Source organism: Salipaludibacillus aurantiacus (genome assembly GCF_900111295.1).
GTDB lineage: Bacteria > Bacillota > Bacilli > Bacillales > Salisediminibacteriaceae > Salipaludibacillus > Salipaludibacillus aurantiacus.
Window position 1 is genome coordinate 186168 of the sequence record NZ_FOGT01000008.1, and the last position, 15890, is coordinate 202057.

Consider the following 15890-nt stretch of genomic DNA (forward strand, 5'->3'; position numbering starts at 1 on the left):
AATTAAACCCCCAACTCTTTAAAGAATCTCTCGAGCTCTTCATCTATTTCTGCAATCTCGTCGTCAATTTCTTTAATACGTGAAGAAACAGCTTCCAGGTCGACAGGTTCTTCTTCTTCAAACGTATCTACATAACGAGGGATGTTAAGGTTGTAATCATTCTCCTTGATCTCTTCAAGAGTTGCTGCATAAGCGTATTTATCTACTGTTTCGCGCTTGATGTAGGTGCTAATAATCTTTTCAACATTTTCATCCGTTAAGTGGTTTTGGTTTTTGCCTTTTTCAAATTCACTTGATGCATCAATAAAGAGAACATCTTCATCATCTTTACGGCATTTGTTAAATACAAGGATGCATGTCGGGATAGAAGTGCCAAAGAAGATGTTGGCCGGCAAACCGATAACCGCATCCAGGTAATTTTTTTCTTCTATCAGATACTTCCGAATGACACCTTCGGCAGCTCCCCGAAAGAGTACCCCATGTGGAAGTACCACTGCCATTGTCCCGTTATCGTCTAGCTGATGGATCATGTGCTGGACAAAGGTAAAGTCTGCTTTTGACTTTGGTGCCAGTTTTCCATAAGCACTAAAACGCTCATCGTCCATAAATTTAGAATCGCCACTCCATTTCGCACTATAAGGAGGATTGGCAACAACGGCTTCAAACCGATCATGCAGGTGGTGTGGGTTTTCAATGGTGTCATCGTTTTGAATGTCAAAATTGTTGTAGTTTACATCGTGCAGCAACATGTTCATGCGCGCCAGGTTATAAGTGGTTGATGTTTTTTCCTGACCGTAAAACTTACGAACGTTGGCTTCTTTTGAAACGCGCAAAAGAAGGGAGCCGGATCCACAAGTCGGGTCATAAACGCTTTTTAAGTCTGTTTTACCGACTGTGACGATCTTGGCCAGGATCCTTGATACCTGCTGCGGGGTATAGAATTCTCCGGCTTTTTTACCGGCACTGGCAGCGAACTGCGAGATCATGTACTCATACGCGTCACCCAAAACATCGATGTCTACGTCATCGTGTAAGAACGGGATGTCGTTAATGTTAACCATGATTTTTGCGATGAGTTTTGAACGTGATTTAACGTCACGACCGAGTCGTGAAGAGGTAAGGTCCATATCATCGAAGAGGTGTTGAAAGTCTTCTTGGCTAACGGTGCCAAGAGTGGATTCTTCGACCGCGTTAATCCCTTTTTGAAGCATCTCTACGTCAAAGATGCCGTTATCACCTTTTTCAATCTCTTTAATCATGTTTGAAAAGAGGTATTTCGGTTCAATTACGTAACCTATTTGCTCAATTAACTCTTCCGATAGAGCTTCTCTGTATTCTTCGTTTTCCCAAGCTTTTTCAAAAGAAATGTTGTCTTCTTCTAAAAGTTTTCCAACACGAGCTTCTGTCTTTTCAGAAAGATAGCGGTAAAAGATGAGTCCCAGAATATAGTTTTTAAATTCATAGGCTTCCATCTGACCGCGAAGGTCGTTGGCCATATCCCATAATTTTTTATGTAGTTCTGATTGATGTAAACGTGCTTTTTCTGTTGGTGTCATATTTCTTTCCTCCAAATTAGACTAGCTATATTAATGGTACTTTTAATCAGGAAATTTCGCAATTTCCGTTAAAAAGAGAGCCTTGGGGCTCTCCTTTAGGCAAAGCGTTTTGTATGTTCGATAATGAAGGTTTTTATTCTAGGAATGAGCTTTTTCTTCTTTAGAAAGCCCATCTTCAGTTTATCACTGATTTCTGCTTGTTTGATGAGGTTACTGTACTCATATTCATGAATGAAGGTCTTAAGGGAGTCCCTTGGAAGCTCCACATTTGATGCAAACTCATCGATTTCTTCTTCTCGAACCTTTTCTTTATATTTCTCAAATTCTACCACAACCGAGTCGTCATCTGAGAGGTGAGGGGCAACTTTATCCAAGAACCCTTTAATTAAATCGACTTTTAAGCGAAGCTCAGGGTCACTCGCTCGGTCCATCTCTTCTTTAATGAAACGAAGGTCGTTGGTCATATTTGATTTATCATCAAAATTGAGGTTTTTGATCATGTTCATAATGTAATCCACGTTGATCCGGTCCGTGTGCATGAGCTCAAGCTCAAAATCTACGTCTTGAAGGATCGATGTTTTCTCAACGTCTCGCCTTGTACGATCGGCAATCTTTAAGTACTTACTTTTAAAATCTTCGTACGTCTGACTATCAATGTGCAGCTGATCTGGACCAAAGTCAAATTGCGAAAAGGTTTTTAGACGAACAAGAATTTTACTGAGATGCCTGAACCATTCAATAAATGCTTTTTGATCCTCTTCGCTTTCCAGGGTGTCCACGTCTTCAGGGTTCGTTGCCATTCCCTTAACTTTATCCAACGCATCGTGAAACATGGCTAAATATTCTTCAAAGCTCTTCATCAAAACATCATCAACACTGTCAGTCTGAGAAAAAATCCGAATGGCTTCATCTGTATTTTCTTTTAAGTTCCTGTAGCAGACAATGTTTCCATGAGGTTTTGTGGACTTCTCAACCCGATTCGTTCGGCTATAGGCTTGAAGTAAATCATGATACTTCAGGTTCTTATCTACATAGAGGGTGTTAAGCGTTTTGCTGTCGAATCCTGTCAGAAACATCCGTACCACAATCAAGATATCAATCTGTGCGGATTTTACCTTCTTTGACACATCCTTAAAATACCCGTCCCAGGTGTGAGTAGAATAGTTGGTCCCAAACATCTCGTTATAATCATTAATCATTTTTTCAAGTGAGTCACGGGAATGTTCGTCATTCCCTTCGCTTTCTTCATTGGCTCCGTAAGTATAGATGCCGGCAATATTAAAGTCGTGATCTTTTTCTTTAAAAAGCTTATAGTATTTCACCAGCATCGGAATGGAGTCGACCGTAAAGATAGCGGTGTATCCCTTACTTCTGGCTTTTCGTTCATGATTTGCTAAGATGTCATCGACAATTAAGTTCAGCCGGTCTTCATGCATCCATACTTCTTCCGTATCAATGCCTTGCACCTTCGTTTGGTCGCCTTCGTCAATCTTGGCACTGAAGGTTCGGTTGTATTCAACCGAGAATCCGAGGACATTCCCATCACGTATGGCTTCTTTTATGAGGTATGTGTGAAGACACTTTTCAAAAAGATCAGCCGTAGTGCGTCCATCCTGGCTTTTGTTTTCAAGAAGCCGCGGTGTGCCGGTGAAACCGAAATACTGGGCGTTTTGAAAGTGTCTAGAGATATCGGTGTGCATCTTCCCAAACTGGCTTCTATGGCACTCATCAATAATAAAGATGACGCGCTCATCTTTGTATTTTTCCATGTCACTGGCATAACGAGGGTTTTTCACCGCATTAGCCATTTTTTGAATGGTGGTCACTATAAAGGGACTCGTAAGGTCTCGGATTTGTTTAACCAGGACATCCGTACGATCAGTACTATCGACAGAGCCTTCTTGAAACTTATTGAATTCTTCAGTTGTCTGACTGTCGAGATCCTGGCGATCGACTAAGAAGAACACCTTTTTAATGCTTGGTTCATTGGCAAGGATCTGACTTGTTTTAAATGATGTTAAGGTTTTTCCGGAACCGGTCGTGTGCCAGATATAACCGTTGTTTTTTGTTTCAAGGGCTCTGTTTACAAGGGCTTCTACGGCATAGACCTGGTATGGTCTCATGACCATTAAAGATTTTCCAGCATCACTGATAATCATATAACGAGAAATCATCTTTGCGGTGTGGCAACGCTGCAGAAACGTTTCCGTAAATTCCTGAAGGTTGGTAATGATCTTGTTTTTTTCATCAGACCAGAAGAACGTGAAACCGTAAAGAATATCACCGTCCGAGTTGGAGAAGTACTTGGTGTCCATCCCGTTACTAATTACAAAGATTTGAATGTATCGGTATAACCCTTTATATGAATGTTTCCGGTAGCGCTGAATCTGGTTAAAGGCTTCTTTAAAGTCCAGGCCCCTTCGCTTTAGTTCTACTTGTACAAGTGGCAGGCCGTTGATCAGAATCGTGACATCGTACCGGTTTTCATATTTTCCGGTTACTGTGGTTTGAGTGGTGACTTGGAAGAGGTTTTTACACCAATCACGGGTGTTTAAAAGCTCTATGTATACTTGGGTACCATCATCACGCTCAATGATTTGTTTGTCTCGGAGAATTTTTGCTGAATGGAAGATGCTTTTGCCTTCTATAGTCGTAAGAAGTCTATTAAATTCGTTATCAGTTAATGGGTAGCCATTTAGTTTCTTTTCATTAAACAGATTAATTTGACTTCGGAAGTTAGTAATCAGTGAAGCATAATTTGGTATTTTAACAGGTTCATAGCCCTGATTTATAAGTTGTTTTATCATGTTTTCTTCTAATTTTGCTTCGGTTTGGTAGGACACTGTTCCACCTTCTTTGTACAGTTCTGTATATCTATTTTACCATGAAACAACAAGAGGTTTTAGTGAAATATTAGATAGGCAAGTGAAATTACTTAGAATGAAATTAATATTTGTTTTTAAAATGATTAATTATAAAGGAAGAACTTTAATTATGTGGAATTAAATAATTAAAAGGGGATTTTTGCTACACTAAGGAGTGTTTATATGAAAATAGAAGTAAACTCAAATAGAATTTCTCTTTCACCAGATGTTAACAATGATGTAAGGATATCAAACGATGTGCTTGACGAGATTATTGGCCAACTAAAGCAAGAATTACTCTATGGAGTCAATTCCAGTTTCTTAGTTTCTGGATACAGAGGAGCTGGAAAAACAACTTTAGTAAATAGATTAATAAAAATGTTATATAATGAAAAGATTGTTTTTGTGAATTTGAATTTTACTAAGTATGAAAAGCATACACTTGTTCTAAGAAAGCTTATTAGAGAACTTTACCTTTCTTTATATGACAGTAACAAGTTAAAAGAAATTGAGAGCAAAAAGCTAAGAGACCAAATTAAGTTATTATATGACCATACTTTTTTTGATATTTCTTCATACTCAAACTTATCAAATATAAAAGAGTCTAATTTTAGAATAAGTAATAATATTGAGTTGAAAAAATTATTAAAAACTATTTTTCCAATAACAGCTATAGTCTTTTCAAGTTTTAATTTAAGTTTTAATTTTCTACCATTTATATTAAATCAAATAAATATAATAGCCTTATTAGGAAGCATCGTTTGGCTGCTTGTTGATTTAGTTAAAATCAATAATAATTATCAAAAAACAAAAACAGTATCAGAGGAGAATACAAGAAAGTCATTATATGATGATGAGATTGCTGAATATCACTTAAAAGATATCTTAGGAAAACTTAAAGAAGAAGGTATTAAGACAGTATTTGTACTTGATGAGTTAGATAAAATTGATAATGAGCTAGAAATGGAAGGTCTTATTTCCGATTTTAAACCATTGTTGCTATCAAACTTAGCAACTTTTATAGTTATATCAGGACAAAAACTTTACTATAAATTATTAGCATCAAATATTTTAGATGATTCTTTGATGACAAGTATATTTTCTAAAAATATCCACGTACCTTTGGCTAGTGACTTTGAATTAGAAAAAGTATTTGATTCATATCTCAAGAACAAAAATGATATGGAAAATAATTTAATTAAATACTATAGGAATTCATTAATTCTCAATTCTAATAGGACGCTTAGACGGTTCATAAACCTTACTTTAAAAGATTTAAAATGGGAGGAAAGTAAGTCTTATCTTGAAGTTGATGAAGACAATGAGGTTTTATACAAAACAGATACAAAAATCCTGGAAATATTAAATAAGATTATTGAAGAAAAAATTGATTTAATGGAATATGAGGAGGGAGTAAGAGATTTTTTGACCTATCAACTATATATATGGATAAAAAAGATGAAACTGAAAGGGAGTACTTATTTTACATTAGAAGAAATATTTAATTTTGAAGAAGATTTTTCTGTAATTTATCCACTTTGGTATAAAGTTGAATTAAATGATTTATGTAATGATTTAGCAGGGGAACTAATTCTTGAAAAATTACTTTTTAAAAAAGAAGCTGATGAAACTGATGAAGTCTTATATCGTTGGACAAATCAAGCAAAGATAAAAGCAACTGGGATTCAAAATGATATCTCAGATAGTAAAATAAAATTTCTAGAAGAAATGATTACTATTGAGAAATATGCTAGGGAAATAATAGAAGATTTAAAGTTATCAGAAGACAGTAAAAAGATAAACTTAGTAAACATGGTTAAGTTGCTTATTGACAAAGGTATTATAAATAAACGTTGGCTTAACGAAAGCTATTCGAACTTATTTAAACTAAGTAACAAAATTAGGCATGGTCACAATTTAAGCATGGAAGAAGTAGATACAATAATTAAAAACAGAAACAGAATAATATTAATGATAAGTGAATTGATAGAGGGGTATTGTTATTACATAGTTAATAACTATTTAACTAATTATGGTTATTTAATTACAAGTAACGAAAAAATAAATAATACTAATTATAAGGCAGATATTATTGCAAAAAGTGATAGTAAACATGACATCCTTTTTGAAATTATTTACAAAAATTCCATTTCCACTCAAGATTTCAGCAGAATATCTAGACTCATTAATCTATTAAGTAGTTATAATAAAGCTTCAAATAAATGCAACAAATTAGTTGTTCTTTGGTTTTCAAAAGATGGAAGCCGAAAAGCTTTTGACCATTTTAATCATAAACTACATAAACTTATTCATGAGTACGATAGTGAGGTTAAAGATTCCATTTATTTATTCTACGCTTCTGATTATAGAACTAATTTTAATACTACAACAATGAAAGCGTACTTGGATAATTTTATATAAATTTTAGTTAAATGACTCAATAAGTTCTACAATCATACTAAAAACAAAATTAAATAATAAACATGTATAATCAGATAAACTCAACAGAAGTAGTCTCTAGACAATTGTTAACAGAGGAGATTGATATGGCTTAATAAAAGAGCGGATATCAAATAAGTGGGGAAATTATTAGAAGATGCTAAAAAGATAGATGAGGTGATTATAGAAGAATTGAAAAGCTAATAAAGTTAAATGTAAGGTGCTCTCACTGTTTTTAATAAAAATTCCTGCGTGCCGATACTTTTAAATCAAAAAAGATGAAGCGTTTTACGCCTCATCTTTTATCATTTATTTATCTGGCAGCTGTTAGATTTACGCCCTTCAACCATTCCAATAACAGGAGCTTTCCAGGTGGTCAAACTTTTAGAAATTATTATATCCTACTGTAATGCTTCTCCGTTTACATATAAGGTACTAATGATAGGAACAAGCTCGACGTCAACTACACCATAACCAGAGTTACCTGGGCATTGATCATCTACTCGAAGAATATGACCTTCAACAGTTGAGTTATCTAAACCGTTTAAATTAAAACCGTTGATTAGTAATTCCACTTCGATGAGCTCAATAAAAGAAAATTTGACAAATCTTGTGATTATTGATGATCTAATGTACATTGCGATGGATCAGAGAGTAGCAAACTTATTTTTTCATTTGATTAATCATTTGTACGAACTAAGTTCGATCATCCTTACCTCCAATAAAAGTCCAGATGATTGGGGTAATTTAATTGGAGATCAAGGCATTACGACAGCTATCTTAGATTGTTTACTTCATCGTGTAGAAGTCATACACGGGGGGGGGGGGAGAATGATGAAAGTCACCGGATGAAAAGGCGGAAAAGCATTTTTCAGCAGAAGTGTAAAAAGGAAACGAGCAAAAGATGTAAAATTCGACTTGACTTCTACAATTAAAGAAGGTTAGGACGATTTTAGAAAGTAGAATAGTAGTTTAACGAGATTGAATATTTTATAATTTGGGGTATTTAAAATTTAGTAATACCTTTATAATAATACTAAGAAAATTTTACCAACACAGAAAATATATATTAAGTTGTCTATGAGTTTGGGAGGATTAAAAGGATGCGTTTTGAAGAAGATGTAACATATTTCAGGAGTAAAATTGGGAGAAATAAAGAGAAAAAAATGGAGAATATAGCTGAATATATAGAAGAAAAGAAAGGGATCAAATTAAAGACGGATTTACCTCCGGATAGCTTTTTGGAAAATTTATCACATCATTTAAATGAGGAAGATGTAAACGAGATATATGATATATTAGATCAAGTTTATTCTGATGGAACACCATACTGGATATATAAAATAAACGCTCATTGTGCTGCTGGAGAATTAATGAAAATTCTTCACCATGAATTAGAAAACCGCCAAGAGGATATAGGTAATACACTCCAGTTCCACAATTTTAGAAATCTTGAATATGATAGGGAAACAGAAAGTATTTCATTTAAGATTTCTTATATTATTTTTAAGGAGTTAGTGGCTTTAGGTGGTCAAAAAAGTAGAGGTAATGAAGAGAAAAAAGGAGATATTCAAAGTGTAATTATTGACTTGAATACTAAATTATTATTAATTGAGCAAGGCGATAGAAGAATTACACAAGGCTTAATTGAATTATTAAATAGTAAAATGTTAATGAAGATGGCAGTTGACTCAGTAGACATTAAAAATGAGTTTTTAATCAGTCATAATAAGCCTGAAGTAAGTATAGATTCGTTTACAGCATTGATCTTATATTATTTAGATAAAGGTATAGTTGAAAACGGATATAAAATTACTGATTATATTGAAGTTAGATTTGATAAAGCTAATGTAGATGGAGTACGTCGGATAGGTCTGGCAGGAACCAATTTGCTATCAACTACTGAAGTAGCAGACCATGTTATAAAACAGCATAAGATAACTGCTGTTAAATTTGAACTAGAGAAAGATTTTCCTAACGGTAATAAACTAACTTCATCCGTATCAATGAACTTCTCATCAATTTTAAAGATTGTATTGAAAGAAACGTACCCTAATGGTTATCAGTTTGAAATTACAAAACATTTATATGACAGTATATTAAAAACCTTAATCCAAGGGATACCATCGGAATATGATATTAATAGTAGGCTTGGAAATATGTTAACGGCTGTTGAAAAGAAACAAGACTCCTATAGAAATGCTTACTTAGAAAGAACACTGGAAGAAGTAAAAGATGAAGTATTAAAAGCTATAGAAGCTGGGAAAACTGGTAAAGATATAGAAAATATATTTGCTAAGTATTTAAAATAAGCTAAGTATTTAAAATAAAAGGGTGAAAAAAATGGTTACCAAAAATGGTTTCTTTATGTTTGAAACGAGAGATAAAACAAAAGACCATAACGGACAATTGTCAAAAATGAAAAATGCTAAATATGAATTTAACGGAAAATTATCAAGTGAACAAGAAAACGATGAAATTGTTTTTTATAATTATTCATGGATAGACGTTTTGGATTTTAATGGGAAAAAGATATTGGGAGACTATAAGGATGTAGACTTATGGTACTTCAAAAATTATCAATTGCTGATAGTTTTTACTCACCAACAGAGCGTAGTTTCACACGTCGTAACTCAATTTAATATAGAATCTAATTTTGTGATAAAGCCTATAAAATTAGACTTTAAAACAATTGTTAAAGCACAAAATATTAATATGAAAAGAGTAATTCTTAAGGATAAGATATATCAATATTCAGAGTTGGAAGTTGAGGATAATAACTTTAACGAAGACTTATTAGAAGAAGCTGTTGGAATATCCTTATCAATACTAGAAAACGGAAAACAATTAACGGTTTTTCGAAATGCTTACACTAAGTTTGACCTTGAGTCAGATCCAGAAAATATAAAAAAGATTAGTAAAATTCTGTTCCAATATAGGTGTAAAAATCTATGATAGATGAATGGTTAAGACTTGAATACTTGATTGGTAATTCAAAAGATGCTGTTGAGTATGCAAGTTGGATAACTGCATCTGTAATTGCTATTATAGCATTTACAACAATTTTTCTAGGGCAATATTATGATCGGAAATCATATAAGATTCAAGAGATTATTTATAAATTTAAGAGTATTGATTTTCAAAATTCCAAAGAACTATATGATTTTATAACTGAATATAAATTTTTACTTAATAATGATAGTGCTTTTATTAAAGCAAAAAACATCTATTTTCAAGCATGTATAGTATTCACTTTAGTTTGGTTGGTTAATTACTTCTATTTTTTGTATTTATATTGTTCTTTACTTGATAGATTAATAGTTTTGGTAGCTACATTTGCTTTTATTTATTTCGTTTGGGCAGTAAATGATATCTTTAAAGATATGGAGAACAAGACTGAAGGGAAATACAAAAACCTTCCAAGTATTGCGGATTTGCTCAATTTGGGTAACTGTACTTCCAATTATTCTAGTAGGACAGACCTTTTTTCTTTGGCAGATATAAAATATCATATTACTGTTAATATGGATGATAATTCTATAGATTTTAAATACATATCAGAGCTACCAATACATAATTTCTCTATTTGTTTACCAATTAAAATAGGTAATTATGAAATTTATATTTATACAAAATTGGCAAAATTTGAAAATGACATAGAGCCAAATCACATGCTGTGTCAAACTCTCTTCTCTAACTCTGAAGAGACTTCTATTAAAAAGGTAAGAAAAATCTTTTTTGAAAATAAAGTACATAATGAAAAAGATTTATTGCTACAATTTGATAATGAATTTTATTATTATGAGATAAATATGGAACATAAAAGTCTAGGAATAAGTGAAATTTTTTCATTTAATACAGTTAAAAATGTAACTAATAGACCCTTTACTGAAAGTGTTAAAGAAAAACTTATAAGTTTAGAGCCAAATACATGGGGGTTTGAAGTTTTTAAGGAGAATGAATTACTTTATTATTATGAAGATAGGGTTGAAGAATTAGATTAAATAGGGATTGGATAAATATGCTCACGCTCTTTAATATAGACTGTGAGCATATTTATAATTTATTCAAGTTATTTTACCCTATCCAACCTTACAGTGAAACGTATTACCTTTAAAATACTAACATATGTAGAAAACTCAAATAGTCGATTTTACTGCTAAAGCTGCTGTAATAAAATGATTAAAAAAGTAGATTACTAGATGCCGTTAATAAACAAGATTATAACAAACTTTAAGGAGCCAATTAAGTGGATACAAAGATTAAAGACTTGATACTTAATGTCATGAATAACTATTTAACCGCCCGTACAGAACGCTTTGCTGGGCATGACCTGGGGGCATTAATGAGGCAGCAGTTGCCTAAGGAATTAAATAAATTACCTTTTATTGATGATAATTATTTAGTTAAAGGATCAGTCGGTCAAGGTAATTGGGCTGGTGTACCTTGGCTTGCGATTATGAATAAAAATGTCACGGAATCAACTCAGCGTGGCTATTATATCGTTTACCTTTTTCATGAGAATATGGAAAGTCTCTATTTAACGTTGGCTCAAGGGGTGACGGAAACATCTCCAGAGGAAATGGCAGCGATTAATGAGGAGATCCGCCGAGAGATTGATATGGATCCAAAGGTGGTTAAGGAGGGAGGCTTCGATCTAGGTCAATCTAAATTAGGTCGAGCTTATGCGGAGTCAACTGCAGCTTACATTAAATACACGGCAGATCATATGCCTTCGGAAGAAGAACTAGTCGACGATTTAGAGAAAATGATTTCTTACTGTGAAGAGTACATAAGCTTAAAAGAGGCTGATACATATACCAGTTCATCAGGAGCTGACATTGTTTCTGATCTACCTAAGGAGGTCCTAGACATTGACCTTGTTCCCCACATCCACGAATACATCTCCAGCAAAGGCTTTTACTATACAAAAGATGAAGTGGCGAACTTCTACTTATCGATTAAGACGAAACCGTTTTTAATTCTATCTGGGATCTCTGGGACAGGAAAGACGAAGATGGTGCAGTGGTTTGCGGAGAGTGTTGGGGCCACTGAGGAGAATGGTCAGTTTACATTAATTCCTGTTCGGCCTGACTGGAGCGATGGTTCTGATTTACTCGGTTACGTGGATATTAAAGGGGACTTTAAAGAAGGGCCATTGACGGCTGTTTTAAAGGAAGCAATGGATCATCCTGATCGGCCTTATTTTGTGTTGTTAGATGAAATGAACTTAGCTCGGGTAGAGTATTATTTTAGTGATTTGCTAAGTGTGATGGAAAGCCGGAAGTGGAAGAATGGCGAGTTGGTCACGTCTCCCGTGTTACCGGTGGAGATGGTTGGCGAGGAACTCTATTTACCGGCCAACCTATTCATGATTGGGACCGTCAATATGGATGAAACGACTCATCCGTTCAGTAAGAAAGTGCTAGACCGGGCGAATACGATTGAATTTAACCGAGTGGAATTGAACCATCTTGCTTTTTTGAAAAATCAAGACGAGAAGCATGCGGCTTATGTGAATGCTGAACGATTTAAGACGCGCTATTTACATTTGAAAGATGTGTATGAAGAAAACGAAGCAATCGTTGAGCGGGTAACGGATGAGTTGGTGAAGGTAAATAACATTTTAAAAACAAATGGCTCGCATGTAGGCTATCGTGTCCGGGACGAGATTTGTTTCTTTATGGCTTATAACGAACAGGAAGAGTTAATGAGCTTTGAAGCGGCCCTTGATACGTGTTTCTTACAAAAAGTGTTGCCAAGGCTGACAGGGAGTGACTCCCGCATCGAACGGGTGTTAATTGACTTGTATCGTCAATTTACGAAGAAACAAATTGAGAACTTTGGAGACGTCCTTGAAGAAGATTTCAATCATGCGACTTATCCGAAAAGTGCTGAGAAGGTTGTAGAAATGTTGAGGAGGCTCGAAGACGATGGGTTCACGTCATTCTGGGTCAACTCGTGAGGAAGTCGAACTTGTGGTGATTGAAACGGACAGCTGCTCTCTCGTCATTAAAGGAAAACCTTATCATGAACGTTATGAAGGGTTATCTCAGTATCGACAAATGGATTTTCATGATGTGATGGAATTTGACGTGACGGGTGAGGCCGTTACCGATGTGAAAATCTATGACGTGAATGAGCAGAAGTTAACGACGTATAGCAGGCAACGACCGATTTTTTTTGAGAATACCGTTTATCAAATCATTGTCTCTCCTAAAGGTGATAATGATCTCTCCTTTTACCACGAACATCCAAGCTTAAGGAAAGCTGTCAGTAAAGTGGAAGTTGGGACTTCTTATATTTTAATGGGGAACTTACAGTTTCAAAACGAGGTCGGTTTTACGACTTTTTCTATTAAAGAGGAGGAAGATCCCATCCTTCAAGTGACACTTGAAATTTTTCCGGCGAAGCTTGATTATAAAAACGATTATAAGAAGTTAATTGATGAAGTGAATGAAGAGATTTATAACTTAGCCTTTCATTTTCTAAAGAAAACGTACATGGGCTCGAGTATTAAACTGGATGGTAATCCTTCTATGACCGAGTTTTTCCGGTTAATTACGTTTCACTTTGAGGCGTTCTTTAAAGCGATTGAACGAATCGAACGGCAGCCGCATCATCAATTAAAGAAATTATATATGAGAGCAAGAGGAGATCAATTAAGACGGCTCGATTCTCGTGTCCGTAATGATTTGCGTAAAAACCCCAGTGTATTTGTGGACGTCCCTGGTGGCGTGAGAGTAGACGGACGGACTCTGTTACCGAGTAAAGGGCTTAACATTAAGAAGGAATTGACATATGACACGCTGGAGAATCGCTATGTGAAGTGGATGATCAAGCGGTTGATTATGAAATTGGAAGATTTAAAAGTGCGGCTCTCTGTGAAGAGGAAATGGGAAGAATCTGAAGCTAACAGTGAGGCTCGTGGACATGTGTCAGATATGATCGATAAACTAGAGAAGAAGTTAATTTCACCTTTTTGGCGAAGAATCGGTCAGCTGGATCGTTCGATTATGAGTTTAGTGTTGCAAATGGCCCCAGGTTACAGGGATGCGTTCCAGATTTACTTAACTGTGTCTAAAGGGTTAGCGCTGCAAGGGCGCGTTTATCAAATGTCGGTGAAGGATGTAGCTACGCTGTATGAATATTGGACGTTTTTGAAGCTAGGTCAGCTATTGCAGAGGAAGTACAAGCAAATGAGTCAGGATATTATTAAAGTGTCTCGTGTTGGGTTGTTTGTAAATTTAGATACGAGTCGAAGTGCTAAGCGCGTGTTTGCCCATCCGATTACGGGTGAGCGTATTGAACTGGCGTACCAGAAAGTGGAGCGGAACCCGACGACGGTACAAAAGCCCGATTCGATGCTGAGTATTACGAAAAAAGGGAAGGATTACACGTTTAACTACGTGTTTGATGCCAAATATCGGATCGATTTTGCTACTGAAGGGACATATTATGGCGACCGGTATAAATCGGCTGGGCCTTTAGAGGAAGATATTAATACGATGCATCGCTATCGTGACTCGATTGTGGCAGGTTTAGACGGACCTTATGAACGAACGTCTTTCGGGGCTTACGTGCTGTTTCCGTGGGGAAATGAAGAGGTTTATGAGGACCATCATTTTTATCAAAGCATCGATAAAGTGAATATTGGTGGATTACCGTTTTTACCTTCGGCTACAACGCTTGTGGAGCAATTTGTAGACCGGTTAATCGAAAAGAGTCCAGAGGAAATACAAGCTGAAGGGATCTTGCCGCGTGGAGCAAAAGACGAGTGGGAGTCGGCGTTTGATGATAAAGTTTTGGTCGGTGTCATAGGATCAGCGGAAGACTATGATCGCTCTATGAAACAAGGTGAATTAGTCATTGAAACGAGCAAACTTAGGGGCGGTTGGCAGCAAGCGAAGTATGTAGCCGTTTATGTGAAACAAGGGGTAGGACTTGAGAATGGTGTGCGCTGCTTCGGAAAGATTCGTGATGTGAATGTTGAAGGCGCTTATTTAGGCGTGGTGCGTTTTGAGGTTGATAGTTGGAAGAATACCAATCCAGTCATCAAGCCAGTTGGATATGGAATCGCCGGGGCCATGATGACCACAATGGCTCATTTGAGGGAAGCTAAAGAGCTGCCTGAACTCTTCATGAAGTCAGCCGAAGAAATGACTGTGTGGCGCACCTTAAGGCGTGTGTCTGATCGGGTGAAGGTGGAATTGGATCATGAGGTACTTGATGAAGCGAAGCACGTCCAGTCGTATCGCTTTAAAGATGTGGAAGTGCGAATGGATTATGAGTGGGGAAGGATTGAAGTTGTGAAAGGCAAAAGCAGTGAGATAATTTCATTTGACGAGCTTAGACGCCGACCATCAGTCGTTTTCAAAACAGTGGTAAAGTTATTATGAGGAGTGTTAATTTTATCCAACAAGTGCTTCATACGTCTTAAAAACCTTAACGCTGAAGTTAAGGTTTTTTTCATGAAGGAACTTCCGAAACTTTAAAAATATGGAAAGTTATTGCGCTACATAGAGAAAAACGTAACCAGTTAATTAAGAGGTGAGTCAATGGCTAAAAGTAAACAAGATCTGGAGCATTTGGAAAATTTCATGATGGAAATCGAATTGCTTGATCAGATTGAAACGAAACTGTCTGTTTTTAATGTATTTGAAACGTTAGATATTTATCATACTGAAATTAGGCATAGTAATGTTCTTGCCTGGCTTTTAAAACCTCAAGGTTTCGACTAAATTGGGATTTAAAATGACAAAACAAGTATTTGCAAGAGGCGTGAGTAAGGCTGTTCCAATCATTGGTGCGGTTACTTCTGGTGGAGTCACCTATGCAACGTTCAGACCGCTATCCAGCAGGCTTCAAAAATATTTGAAGAAACTACCGATTGCGGATCCGGAATTCTATAAAGACATGGATAATTATGAATTTGATGAATATTGCAGACAGAATGAGCCACTAGTGCATACTTTTGAGCCACCTAATGCGGATGAAAAAGCCACCATGTGCGGAGTGGTGAGCCACTCTG

General features: G+C 35.7%; 8 protein-coding genes and 3 pseudogenes. 9 read left to right on the plus strand and 2 right to left on the minus strand.

The window, feature by feature from the left end:
• Window positions 1-2: 2 nt before the first annotated feature.
• The gene (locus BMW59_RS11780) at window positions 3-1556 is read right to left on the minus strand and encodes a type I restriction-modification system subunit M (protein ID WP_093052159.1); all 1554 of its coding nucleotides are present in this window, start codon (window positions 1554-1556) and stop codon (window positions 3-5) included.
• Window positions 1557-1651: 95 nt separating this feature from the next.
• Window positions 1652-4399: a type I restriction endonuclease subunit R gene (locus tag BMW59_RS11785; RefSeq protein WP_093052162.1), complete on the minus strand. Its 2748-nt coding sequence runs from the start codon at window positions 4397-4399 to the stop codon at window positions 1652-1654.
• A 204-nt stretch (window positions 4400-4603) separates the two neighbouring features.
• Here BMW59_RS11785 and BMW59_RS11790 point away from each other — a divergent pair, with 204 nt between their 5' ends.
• The 9 genes and pseudogenes from BMW59_RS11790 to BMW59_RS11830 all read left to right on the plus strand — a co-directional run.
• Window positions 4604-6841: an ATP-binding protein gene (locus BMW59_RS11790; protein ID WP_093052164.1), complete on the plus strand. Its 2238-nt coding sequence runs from the start codon at window positions 4604-4606 to the stop codon at window positions 6839-6841.
• A gap of 624 nt (window positions 6842-7465) precedes the next feature.
• Window positions 7466-7794 (plus strand): annotated as a pseudogene (locus BMW59_RS11795) (ATP-binding protein); the annotation flags it as partial.
• A 168-nt stretch (window positions 7795-7962) separates the two neighbouring features.
• Window positions 7963-9171, plus strand: coding sequence for a hypothetical protein (locus BMW59_RS11800; RefSeq protein WP_093052166.1), 1209 nt, complete (start codon window positions 7963-7965; stop codon window positions 9169-9171).
• Between the two features lie 55 nt (window positions 9172-9226).
• Window positions 9227-9814 carry a hypothetical protein gene (locus BMW59_RS11805; protein ID WP_177174328.1) on the plus strand — a complete coding sequence of 196 codons (588 nt, stop codon included), beginning with the start codon at window positions 9227-9229 and terminating at the stop codon, window positions 9812-9814.
• Window positions 9811-10863: a hypothetical protein gene (locus BMW59_RS11810; protein ID WP_093052170.1), complete on the plus strand. Its 1053-nt coding sequence runs from the start codon at window positions 9811-9813 to the stop codon at window positions 10861-10863. The genes BMW59_RS11805 and BMW59_RS11810 overlap by 4 nt, the downstream gene beginning before the upstream one ends.
• Window positions 10864-11108: 245 nt before the next feature.
• Window positions 11109-12824: pseudogene (locus tag BMW59_RS11815) on the plus strand (McrB family protein); the annotation flags it as partial.
• Window positions 12793-15258, plus strand: a complete 2466-nt coding sequence (locus BMW59_RS11820; RefSeq protein ID WP_093052172.1) for a restriction endonuclease-like protein — start codon at window positions 12793-12795, stop codon at window positions 15256-15258. The pseudogene BMW59_RS11815 and the gene BMW59_RS11820, both read left to right, overlap by 32 nt.
• Before the next feature lie 159 nt (window positions 15259-15417).
• Complete coding sequence (locus tag BMW59_RS11825) at window positions 15418-15600, plus strand: PD-(D/E)XK nuclease family protein (RefSeq protein ID WP_093052175.1); 183 nt, start codon at window positions 15418-15420, stop codon at window positions 15598-15600.
• A gap of 13 nt (window positions 15601-15613) precedes the next feature.
• Window positions 15614-15890 (plus strand): annotated as a pseudogene (locus tag BMW59_RS11830) (hypothetical protein); the annotation flags it as partial.

What these genes read in the sequence shown, in the direction of transcription:
- BMW59_RS11810 (WP_093052170.1), top strand. Translation starts at nt 9,811, where the DNA reads ATGATAGATGAATGGTTAAGACTTGAATACTTGATTGGTAATTCAAAA.
- BMW59_RS11825 (WP_093052175.1), top strand. Translation starts at nt 15,418, where the DNA reads ATGGCTAAAAGTAAACAAGATCTGGAGCATTTGGAAAATTTCATGATG.
- BMW59_RS11780 (WP_093052159.1), bottom strand. Translation starts at nt 1,556, where the DNA reads ATGACACCAACAGAAAAAGCACGTTTACATCAATCAGAACTACATAAA.
- BMW59_RS11800 (WP_093052166.1), top strand. Translation starts at nt 7,963, where the DNA reads ATGCGTTTTGAAGAAGATGTAACATATTTCAGGAGTAAAATTGGGAGA.
- BMW59_RS11805 (WP_177174328.1), top strand. Translation starts at nt 9,227, where the DNA reads ATGTTTGAAACGAGAGATAAAACAAAAGACCATAACGGACAATTGTCA.
- BMW59_RS11790 (WP_093052164.1), top strand. Translation starts at nt 4,604, where the DNA reads ATGAAAATAGAAGTAAACTCAAATAGAATTTCTCTTTCACCAGATGTT.
- BMW59_RS11820 (WP_093052172.1), top strand. Translation starts at nt 12,793, where the DNA reads ATGGGTTCACGTCATTCTGGGTCAACTCGTGAGGAAGTCGAACTTGTG.